The organism is Streptomyces xanthochromogenes, assembly GCF_014650455.1.
GTDB lineage: Bacteria > Actinomycetota > Actinomycetes > Streptomycetales > Streptomycetaceae > Streptomyces > Streptomyces xanthochromogenes.
In genome coordinates this window covers 358,873-374,512 of record NZ_BMUZ01000008.1, presented here as the reverse complement: position 1 = coordinate 374,512, position 15,640 = coordinate 358,873, and the positions used below count along the sequence as shown (strand labels likewise).

The 15,640-nt window shown below is 72.7% G+C and carries 13 protein-coding genes and 1 pseudogene; 7 read left to right on the top strand and 7 right to left on the bottom strand.

Annotated features, from left to right (window positions below):
• Nucleotides 1-24 precede the first annotated feature (24 nt).
• The 4 genes and pseudogenes from IE267_RS22665 (at nt 25) to IE267_RS22650 (ending at nt 4,223) form a co-directional block, all read left to right on the top strand.
• Nucleotides 25-792 (top strand): ABC transporter ATP-binding protein, encoded by a 768-nt coding sequence (locus tag IE267_RS22665; protein ID WP_167152708.1) that lies wholly within the window; start codon nt 25-27, stop codon nt 790-792.
• Entirely contained in the window at nt 792-2,759 is a 1,968-nt protein-coding gene (locus IE267_RS22660) for an ABC transporter permease (RefSeq protein ID WP_189764458.1), read from the top strand. Before IE267_RS22665 ends, IE267_RS22660 begins: the two co-directional genes overlap by 1 nt.
• A 61-nt stretch (nt 2,760-2,820) precedes the next feature.
• Nucleotides 2,821-3,825 (top strand): annotated as a pseudogene (locus tag IE267_RS22655) (hydroxyacid dehydrogenase); the annotation flags it as partial.
• A gap of 89 nt (nt 3,826-3,914) precedes the next feature.
• Nucleotides 3,915-4,223, top strand: coding sequence for a chorismate mutase (locus IE267_RS22650; protein ID WP_161257160.1), 309 nt, complete (start codon nt 3,915-3,917; stop codon nt 4,221-4,223).
• On the opposite strand, the gene IE267_RS22645 is transcribed toward IE267_RS22650, so the two are convergent.
• On the bottom strand, nt 4,114-4,722 hold the full coding sequence (locus IE267_RS22645) for a hypothetical protein (RefSeq protein WP_167152711.1): 609 nt from the start codon (nt 4,720-4,722) through the stop codon (nt 4,114-4,116). The genes IE267_RS22650 and IE267_RS22645 overlap by 110 nt on opposite strands.
• A gap of 136 nt (nt 4,723-4,858) precedes the next feature.
• Entirely contained in the window at nt 4,859-6,748 is a 1,890-nt protein-coding gene (locus tag IE267_RS22640; protein ID WP_189764456.1) for an AfsR/SARP family transcriptional regulator, read from the bottom strand.
• Between the two features lie 208 nt (nt 6,749-6,956).
• Between IE267_RS22640 and IE267_RS22635 the strand changes: the two genes are divergently transcribed.
• Nucleotides 6,957-7,145 carry a hypothetical protein gene (locus IE267_RS22635; protein WP_161251767.1) on the top strand — a complete coding sequence of 63 codons (189 nt, stop codon included), beginning with the start codon at nt 6,957-6,959 and terminating at the stop codon, nt 7,143-7,145.
• Nucleotides 7,146-7,185: 40 nt separating this feature from the next.
• On the opposite strand, the gene IE267_RS22630 is transcribed toward IE267_RS22635, so the two are convergent.
• The 5 genes from IE267_RS22630 to IE267_RS22610 all read right to left on the bottom strand — a co-directional run bounded on the left by IE267_RS22630 (nt 7,186) and on the right by IE267_RS22610 (nt 13,988).
• Nucleotides 7,186-10,176: an AfsR/SARP family transcriptional regulator gene (locus tag IE267_RS22630; protein ID WP_189764455.1), complete on the bottom strand. Its 2,991-nt coding sequence runs from the start codon at nt 10,174-10,176 to the stop codon at nt 7,186-7,188.
• A gap of 440 nt (nt 10,177-10,616) precedes the next feature.
• On the bottom strand, nt 10,617-11,021 hold the full coding sequence (gene msrB, locus IE267_RS22625; protein WP_189764454.1) for a peptide-methionine (R)-S-oxide reductase MsrB: 405 nt from the start codon (nt 11,019-11,021) through the stop codon (nt 10,617-10,619).
• Between the two features lie 35 nt (nt 11,022-11,056).
• A complete protein-coding gene (gene murC / locus IE267_RS22620) occupies nt 11,057-12,451 on the bottom strand; it encodes a UDP-N-acetylmuramate--L-alanine ligase (RefSeq protein WP_167152714.1) in 1,395 nt (464 codons plus the stop codon).
• A gap of 98 nt (nt 12,452-12,549) precedes the next feature.
• Nucleotides 12,550-13,017: an indole-3-glycerol phosphate synthase gene (locus IE267_RS22615; protein WP_161251750.1), complete on the bottom strand. Its 468-nt coding sequence runs from the start codon at nt 13,015-13,017 to the stop codon at nt 12,550-12,552.
• Nucleotides 13,018-13,169: 152 nt separating this feature from the next.
• On the bottom strand, nt 13,170-13,988 hold the full coding sequence (locus IE267_RS22610) for a pyrimidine reductase family protein (protein WP_167152715.1): 819 nt from the start codon (nt 13,986-13,988) through the stop codon (nt 13,170-13,172).
• Between the two features lie 70 nt (nt 13,989-14,058).
• Between IE267_RS22610 and zapE the strand changes: the two genes are divergently transcribed.
• Both zapE and IE267_RS22600 read left to right on the top strand, forming a co-directional pair.
• The gene (gene zapE, locus IE267_RS22605) at nt 14,059-15,093 is read left to right on the top strand and encodes a cell division protein ZapE (protein WP_189764488.1); all 1,035 of its coding nucleotides are present in this window, start codon (nt 14,059-14,061) and stop codon (nt 15,091-15,093) included.
• 66 nt (nt 15,094-15,159) lie between these two features.
• On the top strand, nt 15,160-15,585 hold the full coding sequence (locus IE267_RS22600; protein WP_167152717.1) for an OsmC family protein: 426 nt from the start codon (nt 15,160-15,162) through the stop codon (nt 15,583-15,585).
• Nucleotides 15,586-15,640 lie beyond the last annotated feature (55 nt).

Genomic DNA, 15,640 nt, shown 5'->3' with positions numbered 1-15,640 from the left:
ACATCACTTGATAGGCGTTGAGGCATGGAAAACGACCAGGCAGTCAGGCTCGAACAAGTCAGCAGGTGCTACGCGTCCGGCTCGTCGGCGGCGGTGCGCGCCCTCGACGGGATCACCGTCGGTTTCGACCGCACGACCTTCACCGCGATCATGGGCCCCTCGGGCTCGGGCAAGAGCACGCTGCTGCAGTGCGCGGCCGGTCTCGACCGGCCCGACGCGGGCCGGGTCGTCGTGGACGGCGTCGATCTGGGCCCGCTCGGCGAGAAGGCGCTGACCGAGCTGCGCCGGGACCGGATCGGCTTCATCTTCCAGGCGTTCAACCTGCTGGGCGCGCTGAGCGCCGAGCAGAACGTGGGGCTGCCCCTGCGGCTCGCGGGACGCCGCCCCCAGGCGGCCGAGGTGCGGGCCGCGCTCACCCAGGTCGGCCTGGGCGAGCGCGGCGGGCACCTGCCCTCGCAGATGTCGGGCGGCCAGCAGCAGCGCGTGGCGATCGCCCGCGCGCTGATCACCCGGCCGAAGGTGCTGTTCGCCGACGAGCCGACCGGCGCCCTGGACAGCAGCTCCAGCCGTACGGTCCTGGAACTGCTGCGCACCCTCGTGGACGAGCAGGGCCAGACCACGATCATGGTGACGCACGACCCGGTCGCCGCCTCCTACGCGGACCGGGTGATCTTCCTCGTCGACGGCCGGCTGACCGACGAGATGCACCGGCCGACGGCCCAGCGGGTCGCCGAGCACATGGCGCAGCTGGAATCCGGCGCCCAGCCGGTCGGCACGGACGGGGGCCGGTGATGGGCACGTTCGGCCTACTGATCCCGGTGGCGGTCGCCACCCTGCGCAAACGGTGGCTCGGCTTCATCGGCTCGTTCGTCGCGCTCACCCTGGGCGTGGCGCTGATCGCCGCGGCCGGGCTGCTCGTCAGCACCTCGGCGGGGCTTGAGAACAACGACCCGTCGGCGCCGTCCCTGAAGAAGCTCCTCACCTTCATGGCGGGGATGTCCGGCTTCGTGTCCGTCTTCGTCGTGGCGTCGACGTTCGCGTTCGCGGTCGCCGGGCGGCGCCGCGAGACCGCACTGCTGCGGGCGGTCGGCGCGACACCCCGTCAGATCCGGTTGCTGGTGCTCGGCGAGGCGGTCGTCGTCTCGCTGGTCGCCTCGGTCTGCGGCGCACTGCTCGGCCTCGGCGTGGCACCGCTGTTCGCGCGCTGGCTGGTGTCGCGGGGCGCCGCTCCCGAGGGCTTCACCGTGGACGCGGGGGCCGGTCCGCTGCTCGTCGCCGCCGCCGTCGAGATCGTCGTCGCGGTGCTCGGCGCCTACGCGGCAGCGCGCCGGGCCGGCCGGGTGCGGCCCGTGGAGGCGCTCGGCGACGCGGCGGTCGACGGCAGGGTGATGACGCTCGGCCGCTGGCTGTGGGCGATCGGCTACCTCGCGGTCTTCGCCACCGTACTGCTCCTGTTCACGACCATGCCGGCCGCGATGCAGCACGATCCGCAGCTGCGCGATCCGCAGAACATGCCGGTGTGGTCGCTGCTCATCGACGTCATGGCGATCATGGCGATCGCCCTGTTCGCCCCGCTGCTCGTGCCGCCGCTGGTGCGGCTGCTCACCCTGCCGGTGCCGCTGGCCTCCGGCGCGGTGGGCCTGCTGGCCCGGCAGAACGCGCTCAAGGCGGTGCGCCGCACCGTCTCCACGGCGACCCCGATGTTCCTGGTGATCGGCCTCACCGGCACGGTGGTCGGCTCCACCCTGACCTTCGGTGATGCCCGGAGCCTCCAGTCCCGCGCGGCGCTCATCGCTCAGTACGTCGTCGAGCCCGCGAGCGGTCCCACCCTGCCGGCGGCCGCGGTGGGCGCGCTGCGCGCGCTGCCCGGCGCCCGGACCACCACGGTCCGCACCACCCTCCTCACCGGCCTCGACGGCGGCAACTCCAGCTCATCAGGCGCCACTTCGGGCACCGTGTCGGCCACCGCGATCGACGGGGACGCGGCAACCACGTGGAAGCTCCCCACCGGCGCCGGCTCACTCGACCGCCTCACCGGGTCCACGGTGGCCGTGTCCGAGGGGCTCGCCCGGTCCAACGGCTGGCAGGTGGGCGACCGCCTCACGGCCTCGCTCGCCGACGGCGCACCGGCCACCCTGACGCTTGTCGCCCTGGTCAAGACGCCGCTCAGCCTCTCCGAGGTGCTGCTTCCGTACGCCGTGGTGGCCGGCCATCTGACCGGTGACCCGCAGCCCACCGCCGCCTACGTCTCCACCCGGCAGGGCACGGCCCCCGAGGCCGCGGGCGCCAAGGTCACCCCGGCCGCCCAGTGGGGCAGCGGCGACAACGACCCGCGGGTCCGGTCCGACTGGATCGCGATGATCGCGATCCTGGGACCCGCGCTGCTCTACGCGCTGATCGCGATCGTCAACACGATGATGATGTCCACCGGCGACCGGCTGCGCGACTTCGCCACCCTGCGCCTGACCGGCGGCAACGACCGCCAGGTCCTGTCCATGGTGGGCGTGGAGGCGGTGCTCACCGCGGCGACCGCCACCGTGCTCGCGCTGCTCGTCACCACCGGCACCCAGGCCGCCACCCTCATGCTCATCAACCGCCGCATCCTGGACGCCGGTTCACCGCTCACGCTCGGCCTGCCCTGGCCGGCGATCGGGGCGGCCGCGGCGGCCGGGCTCGCCCTCGCCCTCGTCTCCAGTCTCGTACCGGCCCGGCTCGCGCTGCGCACCCGCGCGCTCGACCTCGCCGGCTCCCGCCAGTGATCCGCGCCGGCGGGGACCCCGCAGAGCCACGTCCGCAGCTTCCGCAGAGAGAAGGCCGACCATGAGCTTCGCCACGCTCGCCCCGCTCGCCGGGGCCGCACCCTCGACTCCCCCCGTCAGGCCGGCCGTCGACAGACCGGTCGTCGTACTGGCCGAGGAACTGTCCCCCGCCACCGTCGACGCCCTCGGCACGGACGTGGAGGTGCGCCGCTGCGACGGCAGTGACCGCGCCGAGCTGCTCGCCGCACTCGCCGACGCGGACGCGGTACTGATCCGCTCGGCGACCAGCATGGACGCCGAGGCCATCGCCGCGGCGCCCCGCCTGAAGGTCATCGCCCGGGCGGGCATCGGCCTCGACAACGTGGCGGTGGCCGAGGCCACCGCGGCCGGTGTGCTGGTCGTGAACGCACCCACGTCCAACATCGTCAGCGCCGCCGAACACGCCATCGCACTCATCCTGGCCGTCGCCAGGAACGTCGCCCCGGCCGACGCCGCGCTGCGGGCCGGCCACTGGCAGCGGGCCCGGTTCACCGGCGTCGAGCTGTCCGGCAAGGTGCTCGGCATCGTCGGACTCGGCCGGATCGGCTCGCTCGTCGCGCGCCGGATGGCCGCCTTCGACATGCGGGTCATCGCCTACGACCCCTACGCGGACGCCGAGTCCGCCGAGCGGGCCGGGGCCCGCCTCGTCCCCCTGGACGAACTGCTCGCCCACTCCGACTTCATCACCGTGCACCTGCCCAAGACCCCCGAGACGCTCGGCCTGATCGGTGCGGGTGCGTTCGCCGGCATGAAGCCGGGGGTGCGGATCGTGAACGCCGCGCGCGGCGGCATCGTCGACGAGGACGCGCTGTACGCCGCGCTCCTGGAGGGCCGGGTCGCGGGGGCGGGCCTCGACGTCTTCGCCACCGAGCCCTGCACCGCATCGCCGCTGTTCGCCCTGGAGAACGTGGTGGCCACCCCGCACCTGGGCGCGGGCACCGCCGAGGCCCAGGAGAAGGCGGGCACCTCGGTCGCCGCCTCCGTCCTGCTCGCCCTGTCCGGAGCCCCGGTTCCGGACGCCGTCAACGGCTGAGCGGCCGGCCCTTCTCCGCCCCGCCCAGCTCCGTTCCCGGCCCACCGTCCCGCACATCCCCCCAGCCGCACAAGGAGAGCGCCATGTCCCCGCAGACCCTGTCAGCCGCCGACCCGGCCGTCGCCGAGGCGACGATCACCACCCTCAGGAGTTCCATCGACGTCCTGGACGCCGAGATCCTCACGCTGCTCGATCGCCGCCGAGAACTGTCCGAGGGCGTCCAGCGGGCCCGGATGTCCACGGGCGGGCGCCGCACCGAGTTCAACCGCGAGAACGTCATCATCAAGCGGTACGCCGACCGGTTCGGCCGGCCGGGAGCCGCCATCGCCATGACGGTTCTGGAGATTTGCCGGGGCTCGACGTCAAAGCCAGCCAGTAGCAGCCCGCGCTGACCACGAGGAGGTCCAGACTCACCGCCATCGCCGCGGCGCCCAGGAGCACCAGGAGCGGAGCGAGCCATCCGCCGGCCCTTTTGACGGGCCGGCGGATGGCCGCCGTCATGAGCAGCGCCAGCAGGCCCACGTAGAACAGCAGCGGCCCCACCGTGTACACGGCGGGGGTGACTCCGGGATGCGCCTTGACGGCGAGGAACAGCGCGTCCATCCCGGCCCGGTCGGCCGCCCGGAACCCGATCACGAGGTCGATGACGGCCTGGACGATCCCGGCGGCAAGGCCCGCGTGGGCGACGGCCGCCGCCGCGGTGGCGGCCGGGTGCGGGTGCCGCCGTCGCAGTCCCGCTACGACGGGCAGGAACAGCGCGAGCGAGCCGAGCAGCAGCAGATGCCCCGACGTCCATGTGGCGCCGGGGCCCTGCGCGTCGCCGGACAGCCGGACGACGCCGTAGGCGGCGAGGAGTGCGGTGGCTGCGGTGCCGTACCGGGGGAAGGTCATGCCCCGATCGTGCCGTGCGGGGCCCGCCCGGCCATCGGGAAGGACCCCGGCAACAACCCTCCCCCGACCCCTACGGGTTGGCCCCGGACAGGGCTGAACCCCGGCCGCCGGGACCGGGGTTCGGAGCTGGTGGCGCTCAGCCGGCCTGGGCCAGGGCGACCCGTACGGGACGCTGCACGGGCAGGGACTGGACGTACAGCAGCACGAGCCGGTGGAAGCGGTAGTGGAAGGCGGCGGGGGCGCCGGCCTCGCCGAGCGGGCGGACGGTCTCCAGGAGCGCGCTCTCGGCGAGCCGTTCCACCAGGTCCTCGGCCCGCCGGTCGGGAAGGCCGAGCACGGTGGCGGCCGAGGCCGACGAGAACGGCCGCTCGCCGAGCACCGAGAGACGGGCGAGCAGTTCGCGGCTCCCCTCGTCGGTGCGCTCCAGCCAGCTCGCCAACGAGTCCGCCAACTCCAGTTCACCGAAGGTGAGTTCGCCCAGGCGGAGGTCGGGCTCGGCAAGCCGGCCGGCCAGCCGGGCGACCGACCAGTGCGGCCGGGCGGCAAGCTTGGCCCCCGCGATGCGCAGCGCGAGCGGCAGGCCCGCGCAGTGATCGGCGATCAGCCGGGCGGCGCCGGGCTCGGCGACGGTGCGCACCTTGCCCGCCGTGACGGTGAGCAGTTCGAGGGACTCCTCGGGGCTCAGGGGCCCGACGGCCAGGGTGACGGGTCCCGCGGTCACGGCGAGATGGGCGTGGCCGGTGACCAGCGCGGCCGCCTCCGCGCCGGCCGGCAGCAGCGGGGCGAGCCGGCGGCTGTCCACCGCGTTGTCGAGCAGGACCAGGATCCGGCGCCCCGCGGTGCTGGTGCGATAGACCCGTACGAGCTCGTCGAGGTCGTACGGGGCCGCGCCGGGCGGCTGCTCACCGAGCGCGCGCAGCAGGTGGACCAGTACGTCACGGGGGTCCTTGGCGGCGCCGTCCGGCCCGGCCAGGTCCGCGTACAGCTGGCCGTCGGGGAAGTGCTCGCGGTTCTCGTGGGCGGCGTGCACCGCCAGCGCGGTCTTGCCGATGCCGGCCATGCCGGTGATCAGGCAGCGGCGCGGCGTCGCGGAGCGGCCGCCGGGGGTGAGCAGGCGGCGCAGGGCGGCGAGTTCACGGGTGCGCCCGATGAATCCGGCGGTGTCGGGCGGCAGCATGGCGGGCGCGCGGAGCGGGGCCGCGGGGGCGTGGGGCCGCGGCGCCGGCGGCTCGGGGTCGGCCGCACGGACGGCGACCAGGGTCGCGGTCCTCCGCTCGCCGGACACCGGTTCCAGGTCCAACGTCCCACACAGCACGGCCTGGTGAGTGTCCGTCAGACCTGTGCCGGGGTCGACGCCCAGTTCCTCGGCGAGCACGGTACGGCCCTCGTGGAAGACGTGCAGGGCGTCGGCCTGGCGGCCGCAGCGGTACAGGGCCGTCATCAGCTGGGCACGCATCCGCTCGCGCAGCGGGAAGTCCGCCACCAGACGGGTCAGTTCGGCGACGATCTGACCGTGCCTGCCGAGCGCCAGATCGGCTTCCATCCGATTTTCCAGTGTGGCCGCGCGCCCCTCCTCCCATTGCGGAATTTCTTCCTCCGCGAGAAATTCCGTGACATTCACCAACATCGGGCCCTGCCAGAGTTCCAGCGCATTGCGCAGGAGACTTCCCGCGTCCTCATATCGGTGCTCCTGGAGCGCCTGGCGGCCGAGGCGGTCGAAACGCTCGTATTCCACGATGTCCACCAGGCTGTCGCCGGTCTTGATCGCATAGCCGGGCGAGCGGCGCTCCAGTGTCGCCTCGGGCTCCAGGAGCTTGCGCAGCCGCGAGACGTAGGTGTAGATCTGCGCGCTCATCGTCGCGGGCGGACTGGCGCCCCAGAGCAGCCGGCTCAGCCGGGAGTCGGGCACCACACGGCCCCGCGCGAGCAGCAGGGCCGCGAGGAGCGTGTGCATCTTCGTGCCCGAGAGAGCGATCCGCAGATCCTCGCGTCTGGCCTCGACCGGGCCGAGCAGGTGGAAGTCCATGGTTCCCCGTTCAACGATGGGCGTGGTGGCGGCTGTGTGCCCACCTTGTCCAACCGCTGTGTCCCACCGATTTTGAATCGATTTCATCGCCCGGAGAGCTGTTCATCCGACGACGAAATCGAAATGATAAGGCGCCAACAGAACGGCTCCCTAGCGTCCTTCTCGGATCGCAGCCAAGACGGCGGCGAACGAAACGAGGAGCATTCAGATGAGCTTCATCCGCAGCACGACGGGCGTCATCGTGGCCGGCATATTCGCGGCGGGTCTCCTCACCGCCGGCGCCACCGGGATCGCCCATGCGGACGACGCGCCCACCACCCCCACCGGCGTCACCGCTCCGGCCCCCTCGCCGTCGCCGACCACGACGGTCTCCCCCGGCGAGAACCCCTGGAACTGACCCCTTACTCCCCAACTCCCGGCACCACCGGCCCAGTTGCTCAGTCGTCGAGCAGCCCGGCCAGTTGTCCGGCCGGCACCGGGACGCCCGGTGCGGCCGACTCGACCAGCGCGATCAGCCGGTCGGCGCGCTCCTGCCAGGTCTTGGCAGCGACCGTCGTGAACGCCTCGCGGGCCCGCTCGAACCGGTCCGCCGCCCCGGCCCGGCCCGCCACCGCGTCCGTACAGCCGAGATCGATCTCGATCCGTCCCCGCAGCAGATCGTCGGACAGCTCGTCCGCGATGCCGATGGCCTGCTCCAGAACGTCCTGAGCCTCGGCCAACTCGCCCTGCCGCCACATGGTTTCGCCCATCAGACGCAGGGCGTACATCTGCCCGACCCGGTCCCCACCCGCCCGGGTCAGCTCGATCACCTGCCCGCTCGCCCGGCACGCGTCCTTGATCCTGCCGTCGCGCAGCAGGGTGCCCGCGAGCCAGTACAGGCTCTGCGCCTCGGCCCGCCAGAAGCCGCCCTCACGGCTTCTGGCCACCGCCTGCTCGGTCAGTTCGACGGCGCGCGGGAGATTGCCGCGCTGTGTCTCGATCTGGGCGAGCAGGCCCATCGAGTGCACCGCGCTGCGGACCTCCCCGATCCGCAGCAGCACCTCCATCGCCGCCTCGTAGTGCTCGGCGGCGCTGTCCAGCTCGCCCTCGAAGTGGGCGCAGATCCCGAGCAGCCGGCGCACCCGTGCGCCACCCGACTCGTCCCCGGTCTCCCTGCACAGCCGCAGTGCGGGGACCAGGCGTTCCTCCGCCGCCTCGTAGCGCCGTTGGTTGATGAGGAGCGAGCCGAGCGAACGCAGCATCATCGCCTCGCCCGCCCGGTCGTCGCCGCGCCGCGCGGCGGCCAGTGACTGTTCGGCGCAGGACTGCCAGTCCTCCAGGCAGTGCCGGGTCTCGAACAGGGCGGTGGCCGCGGCGGTGAGCAGCCAGCTGACGGCAGGTTTCGGCGACTGGGCGGCCTGGCCGATGACCCCGACCATGGCCGAGCGCTCCGCCTCGAACCACTGCATGGGATCGTCGAGGAGTTCCTCCACCAGTGACTCCGGCAGCGCGGGGCGATCGGTCCGGCGGCCGAGTCCGCCGTGGCCCTCGACCCGGCGGTGCGCCTCCTCGGCGAGCGAGAGCCAGTCGCCGAACGCCCGGTCCAGGGCCTCGGTCCGCTCCTCCTCGCCGTCCTCGGCGAGCGCGAGTTCCCACGCGTACAGGCGCAGCAGGTCCTGGAAGCGGTAGCGGGCCGGCTTTCCCGGCGGCCCCGAGACCGCTTCGAGGAGCTGGGCGTCCACGAGCTGCTCGATGAGGTCCTCCGCCTCCCACAGATCGGTGTCGAGGACGGACGCCCCGACCCAGGCCGCGAAGTCGGGGGCGTTGAGCAGGCCGAGTCTTCGGTACATGCGGGCCGCGGCCGGGTCGAGGTCGCGGTAGCTGAGCCACAGCCCGGCGCGCACTCCGCCCTGTCCGGGGCTGAGTTCGTCGAGCCGGCGCCGCTCGTCGGCGAGGCGCCCGACCAGGGAGCGCAGCGACCAGTGGGGGCGGGCGGCGAGCCGGGCCCCCGCGATGCGCAGGGCGAGCGGCAGCCGGTCGCAGAGCTCGCTGAGCCGGGCCGCGGCGGCCGGATCGGCGTTGAACCGGTCGGGGCCCGCCACCTGGGCGAGCAGCGCGGTGGCCTCCCCCTGGGCGAGCGTGGGCAGGGTGAGGCGCAGCACGTCGTAGTCGCCGGTCAGGTCGTCGATGGCGTCCCGGCTGGTGATGAGCACGCAGCAGCGGCCGGCGCCGGGCAGCAGGGAGCGCACCTGCTCGAAGGAGCGGGCGTTGTCGAGCAGGATCAGCATCCGCTTGTTGTCGAGCACGCTGCGGTAGAGGGCGGCCCGGTCGGTGGCGTCGGCCGGGATCTGCGGGCCGGGCACGCCCAGCGAGCGCAGCAGCCGGTCGAGGGCGGCGCCGGGCGAGACGGGGTCGTCCTTCTCGTCGTACCCGCGCAGGTCTATGAAGAGCCGGCCGTCGGGAAAGCGGGCGGCGACCTGGTTGGCCCAGTGCACCGCGAGGGCGGTCTTGCCGACCCCGGCGACCCCGGCGACGACACCGACGGCCAGCGGGCGCGAGCCGTAGTTGTCGTCCAGCATCCGGTCGAGACCGGCGAGTTCGTCCATGCGCCCGGTGAACGCCGCGATGTTGGCGGGGAGTTGGGAGGGCACGGTGGTGATCAGCGCGGGCGCGGCGTCGGCCGCGGGCTGCGCCAGGTCCGGAGAGTCCTGCAGGACGAGGTCGTGCAGTGCCTGGAGCGCGGGGCCGGGCTCGATGCCGAGCTGGTCGACCAGGATGTCGCGCCCGTCCCGGAAGATCTCCAGGGCCTTGGCGCGGTGTCCCGAACGGTACTCGGCCAGCATGAGGAAGCCGCGTGCCTGCTCGCGGAGCGGGTTCTCCCGTACCAGCGCGGACAGTTCACCGATCAGCGCCCGGTGCCGGCCGAGCTGGAGCTGGAGGCCGGCCCGCTCCTCGCGCAGGTCGAGCCGGAGTTCCTCCAGGCGGGCCGCGGCCGAATCGGCGGGCTCGCCCTCGATGCCTTCCAGGGCACGGCCGCGCCAGAGGCTCAGCGCCTCCTCCACCAGGGTGCCGGCCTCGGCCGCCTGCCCGCGCCGGGCGGCGTCCCGGGCGCGGCTGGCCAGATCCTCGAACTCCCTGACGTCCACGCGGTGTTCACCGGTGGACAGGATGTATCCCGGGTAGGAGGTGACGATGAGCTCGTCCGCCCCCGCGGCATCCTTGAAGATCTTGCGGAGCGCCCCGACGCAGATGGCGATCTGGTTGCGCGCGGTGGTCGGCTCCCTGCCCTGCCAGACCGCCTCGATCAGGCCGTCCACGGAGACCACCCGGTTCGGCGCCAGCAGCAGCGTCGTCAGGACGATCCGCTGCCGTGCGCTGCCGAGGGCGATCCGCTCCCCGTCCACCTGTACGTCCAACGTGCCGAGCAGTCTGAACACAATCCTGCGCACAAGTCTGATTCCCCCAGTCCCGGCGTCCCCCAAGGTCATTTGACCATCCCGCGGAGCCCGGCCGGGCGGCTCCGCGAAGATCAAGCATGCATATCGGCCATCCTGGAGCTTCGCATAAGAGACGCCGGGCAGCCGTCGGAGGATTCCCCACACCCCTCGAAAGCCTTGTCGGAAAAGGAGTTCCGCGCCGGCTTCCGGTCCGCGCGCCCGCTCTCCCGTTCGAAACGATCAGGCCGTACCCGGCGCGAACCGGCCGGATGCGCGGCGGACGCGCCGGGGCGGGTGGTCCTGGGGCGGCGACGGCGCACGATCGGCACACCGGCCGACCGGTCGCCGTCCGCTGCGCCGGTACTGGCCGGATGCACGGCGGAATCAGACCGGTAATCGCCTCTGCCGGACGCCGGGCACCCGGCAGAGGGCTCATTCCACCGGCACGTGCCTCACTCCTTGTGGGCGAGGCGCAGCGAAATGCTGTTGATGCAGTACCGCTGGTCCGTGGGCGTCGGGTAGCCCTCGCCCTCGAAGACATGGCCGAGGTGGGAACCGCAGCGGGCGCAGCGGACCTCGGTGCGGACCATGCCGTGGGTGCGGTCCTCGATGAGTTCGACCGCGTCGGAGTCCTTCGGGTCGAAGAAGCTCGGCCAGCCGCAGTGCGACTCGAACTTCTCGCCGGAGGTGAAGAGCTCGGCTCCGCAGGCGCGGCACGCGTACACGCCCTCGGTGGTGGTGTCGGTGTACTCACCGACGAACGCGGGCTCGGTGCCGGCCTGGCGCAGGACCTGGTACTCGGCGGGGTTCAGCTCCGCGCGCCACTGCTCGTCCGGCTTCTCGACGTCGTACGCCATGGGTGCTCCTCGGTGTCGGATCGGGTCGGGACGGATCAGTTCGACAGGCGGGCCAGGATGGCCGGGCCGAGGTCCGTCACGTCGCCCGCGCCCATGGTGAGAACGAGATCACCGGGGGCCGCCATTCCCGCGACGACGTCCGGGACGGTCTCCTTGTCGTGGACGGCGGTGACCGTGGCGCCCGCCGCCCTGGCCGCGTCGATGATCAGCTCGCTGGTGACACCGGGGACCGGGTCCTCACGGGCCGGGTAGATGTCGAGGACGACGGAGAGGTCGGCGAGGGCGAGGGCCTGGCCCATCTCCTTGCCGAGCTCCTGGGTGCGGGAGAAGAGGTGCGGCTGGAACACCACGAGGAGGCGGGCGTCGGCCGCGGCGCCCCGCATCGCCTCCAGGTCGGCGGTCATCTCGGTGGGGTGGTGCGCGTAGGAGTCGATGACCTGGACGCCCTTGGCCTCGCCCTTGAGCTGGAGGCGGCGCTTGACGCCGGTGTACTTGCCGAGCGCGGAGGCCAGGTTGTGCGCGGGGATGCCGAGCGCCACGCCGGCGGCGAGCGCGGCCACCGCGTTGTGGGCGTAGTGACGGCCGGGGACCGACACCGTGAAGGTCAGGAACTTGCCGTTGAGCAGGACCGTCACCTCGGAGGTGAGGCCGCGCGGGGTGACCTTGTGGACGCGTACGTCCGCGGTCCCGGACTCGCCGTAGGTGACGACGTTCAGCGACGAGAGGTCGCGCACGCGCCGGGTGAGCTCGACCGCGCCGGGCTGGTCGGCCGCGATCACCAGGGTGCCGCCGGGCCGGACCTTGCCGACGAAGGTCTCGAAGGAGTCGTAGATCTCGTCCATCGAGGCGTAGTTGGCGTGGTGGTCGAGCTCGACGTTGAGGACGATGGCGACCTCGGGGTCGTACTTCTGGAAGCTGCGGTCGCTCTCGTCGGCCTCGGCCACGAAGATGTCGCCCTCGCCGTGCCGGGCGTTGGTGCCGGGCCCTTCGAGGTCGCCGCCGATCGCGTACGAGGGGTCGAGGCCCAGCTCGGTCAGGGCGACGGCCAGCATCGAGGTGGTGGTCGTCTTCCCGTGCGTGCCCGCCACCGCGATGGCGCGCAGGCCGCCCATGAGCGAGGCGAGCGCGTCCGAGCGGTGCACGACGGGCACGGACAGCTCGGCGGCGCGGGTCAGTTCGGGGTTGTCGGCGCGGATCGCGCTGGAGACGACCACGCAGGTGGCGTCGTCGGCGAGGTGGCCGGCCGCGTGCCCGATGTGCACGGTGGCACCGAGGGCCCGCAGCGCCTCGGCGGTGGCGGACTCCTTCGCGTCGCTGCCCGCGACCTCGGCCCCGCGCTGGGCCAGGATCTTCGCGATGCCCGACATGCCGGCACCGCCGATGCCGATGAAGTGCGGCCGTTCCATGGCGGTGGGAATGGCGGAGGCCATGCGGTTCTCTCCCGGGGTGCGACGTACAGAAGGAGCCCCCACCCTAATTCCTGTGGGGGCTCCGGCCGCGACACGGCTCCCGGTGGGCGCCGCGGGGGCTACTCGCTGTGGGCGAACAGCTTGAGGACGGGCACGCCCACCTTGTGCCGGGCGCGCGAGGCCCAGTCGCGGTGGAAGAACTCCTCCACGTAGTGCGGGGCCGTCAGAACGATGACCTCGTCGGCACCCACCTCGTCGACGACGCCCTTCAGCTTGTCCAGGGGGTGGTCGTCGACCACTTGCCCGACCGCCGTGCTGCCCGCGTTCCGCAGCGACTGGAGGGAGTGCTGGAGGGCCAGTTCAGCGGGGCCCTCGGCGGCCGGGCCCTCCGGCTCCTCGCCCTCGTGGACGGCGTCGTCGAGCTCGCCGAGGGCCACGTCGTCGATCGCGCGAAGGAGCCGGTCCTGGTCGCCCCTGGGCTGCATGAGCACGACGAAGGAAATCGGCTCGTCCCCGTGCAGAGTGGTGACGAATTCCACGTCGACGGAGGTCAGGGGCTTCTCGATCATCAATACGCTCGTGAACACGACAGGCGCCCTTCTGTTCTCTCCATGGCCGCCCCCGCCGTGCATGGCGGGTCCGGCCCCTGCGGAAACCATCCTTCCCCGTATCCGCACGGGGTCTGCGTGAATAAGTGTGCCCAGCGTGAGCTAACCGGAACGGGAAATTCCGCTGATCGTCAGATCCGACGGTAACGCGTGTAGAGGAACCCGGCGTCCTCCAGTACGGACGTCGGGGCGAACCGCTGCGGGACCTTCACCGCGGGCCCCGACGCGATCCGCTGGGCGTCGCCCGCGGTCAGCGTCGGGGACACGGTCAGGCACAGTTCGTCGAGCACCCCGGCGGCCACGAACTGGCCGAGCAGCCGCGGCCCGCCCTCGGTGAGCATCCGCGGCAGGCCGCGCCCGGCCAGCGCCGCGACCGCCCGGCGGGGCTCGACACCGACTCCGTCGCCCGCGACCACCACCTCGCAGCCCGCCCGCTCGGCCTCGCGGACCCGGTCGGGGTCGGCGGCCGCGCCGGTCAGGATCAGGGTGGGCACGAGCGGCGAGGTGAACAGCGGCAGCGCGAAGTCGAGGTCCAGGCTCGCGGTGACGACGGCGATGACGGGCGCGGGGCCCTGCCCGGCGGCCTTGCGCCGCTCGGCGAACCCGGCTCGCGCCCTGGCCGGCCGGTACCCCTCCAGGCGTACCGTTTCCGCACCCACCACCACGACGTCCGCCAGGGCACGCAGGGTGCCGAAGATCCGCATGTCGGTGTCGGAGGACAGCGGCTGGGAGCGCCCCTCGTGATGGCCGGCGCCGTCGAGCGAGGACACCATGTTGGCGCGCAGCCAGGGGCCGCCGCCGGGGGGGTAGGCGTAGGCGTCGGCCAGTCGGTCGAGCGACCACTCGGTGCCCGCGGCGTGTTCTGCGGGGTCGTCGCCCGCGGCCGGTCCCGCGGCCCGGCTGCTTTCGGCCGCCGGTGTCTGGTCGGTCACAGGGAACAGTTGTCGCATACCGTGCAGTCTGGCACGGCGCTTACAGTGGGGAACTGTGTCGACCAGCCCCATAACCGAAGCGGCCCCCATGTCGCTCTGCGCCCGTGCGCCGCATGTCCCCGCCGACCGTCTGGTCGCCGAGATGGTGCCGCCGCCGCGGTTCGACTCGGTGCGCTTCGAGACGTACGTGCCGGACCCGAACCAGCCCAGCCAGACCGAGGCGGTCGCCGTGCTGTCCTCCTTCGCGGCGGGGCTGGGAGGCGCGCACGCCGTGGGCACCAAGCGGCGCTGGTTCGCGAAGAAGCCGGCCGCCGCGCCCGGGCCGCGCGGGGTGTACCTCGACGGCGGTTACGGCGTCGGCAAGACGCACCTGCTCGCGTCCCTGTGGCACGCCACCCCGGCCGAGCCCGCCCTGAAGGCCTTCGGCACGTTCGTCGAGCTGACCAACCTGGTCGGCGCGCTCGGTTTCCAGCAGACCGTGGCGACCCTGAGCGGTCACCGGCTGCTGTGCATCGACGAGTTCGAGCTCGACGACCCGGGCGACACCGTCCTCGTGTCCTCGCTGCTCCGCCGGCTCGTCGAGCAGGGCGTGGCGCTCGCCGCGACCTCCAACACGCTGCCGGGCAAGCTCGGCGAGGGCCGGTTCGCGGCCGCCGACTTCCTGCGCGAGATCCAGGGCCTTTCGGCACACTTCCGGCCGCTCAGGATCGACGGCGAGGACTACCGTCACCGCGGTCTGCCCGAGGCCCCGGCGCCGCACTCCGAGGAGCAGGTCACCAAGGCCGCCTACGCCACCGAGGGCGCCGCCCTCGACGACTTCCCGCAGCTGCTCGACCACCTCTCACGCGTCCACCCCAGCCGCTACGGCGCGCTCACGGACGGGGTGCGCGCGGTGTGCCTGACCGATGTGCGCCCGGTGCCCGACCAGTCGACCGCGCTGCGGCTGGTGGTGCTCGCCGACCGCCTCTACGACCGTGAGGTACCGGTACTCGCCTCCGGTGTCCCCTTCGACCGGCTGTTCAGTGACGAGATGCTGAACGGCGGCTACCGCAAGAAGTACTTCCGGGCGATCTCCCGCCTGACCGCGCTCGCCCGCGACGCGAAGGGCCTTGTGGCGCAGTAGGTTTGGGGCCGAGGGGGCTCATGCTGCATCCGTCCACCGCCCCCTCGGCCACAGAAGGGAAACATCATGGCCACCACGCGCACGGCGCACACGGTCTGGGAAGGCGAGCTCCTCAAGGGCTCCGGCACCGTCAGCTTCGACTCCTCGGGCATCGGGTCCCAGCCGGTCTCCTGGCCGTCCCGCGCCGAGCAGGCCAACGGCAAGACCAGCCCGGAGGAGCTCATCGCGGCCGCTCACTCCAGCTGCTTCTCCATGGCCCTTTCGCACGGTCTGACCGGCGCGGGCACCCCGCCCACCCGCCTGGAGACCAAGGCCGACGTCACCTTCCAGCCCGGCGAGGGCATCACCGGCATCCACCTCACCGTGGTCGGCGAGGTGCCCGGCCTCGACGCGGACGGCTTCCAGGCCGCCGCCGAGGACGCCAAGAAGAACTGCCCGGTGAGCCAGGCCCTTTCGGGGACCACCATCACGCTCAGCGCCGAGCTCGCCTGACACTGCCGCCAGCGGTAGCGCCGACCGCCGTTCCATCGCACGATCGAGGGAACGT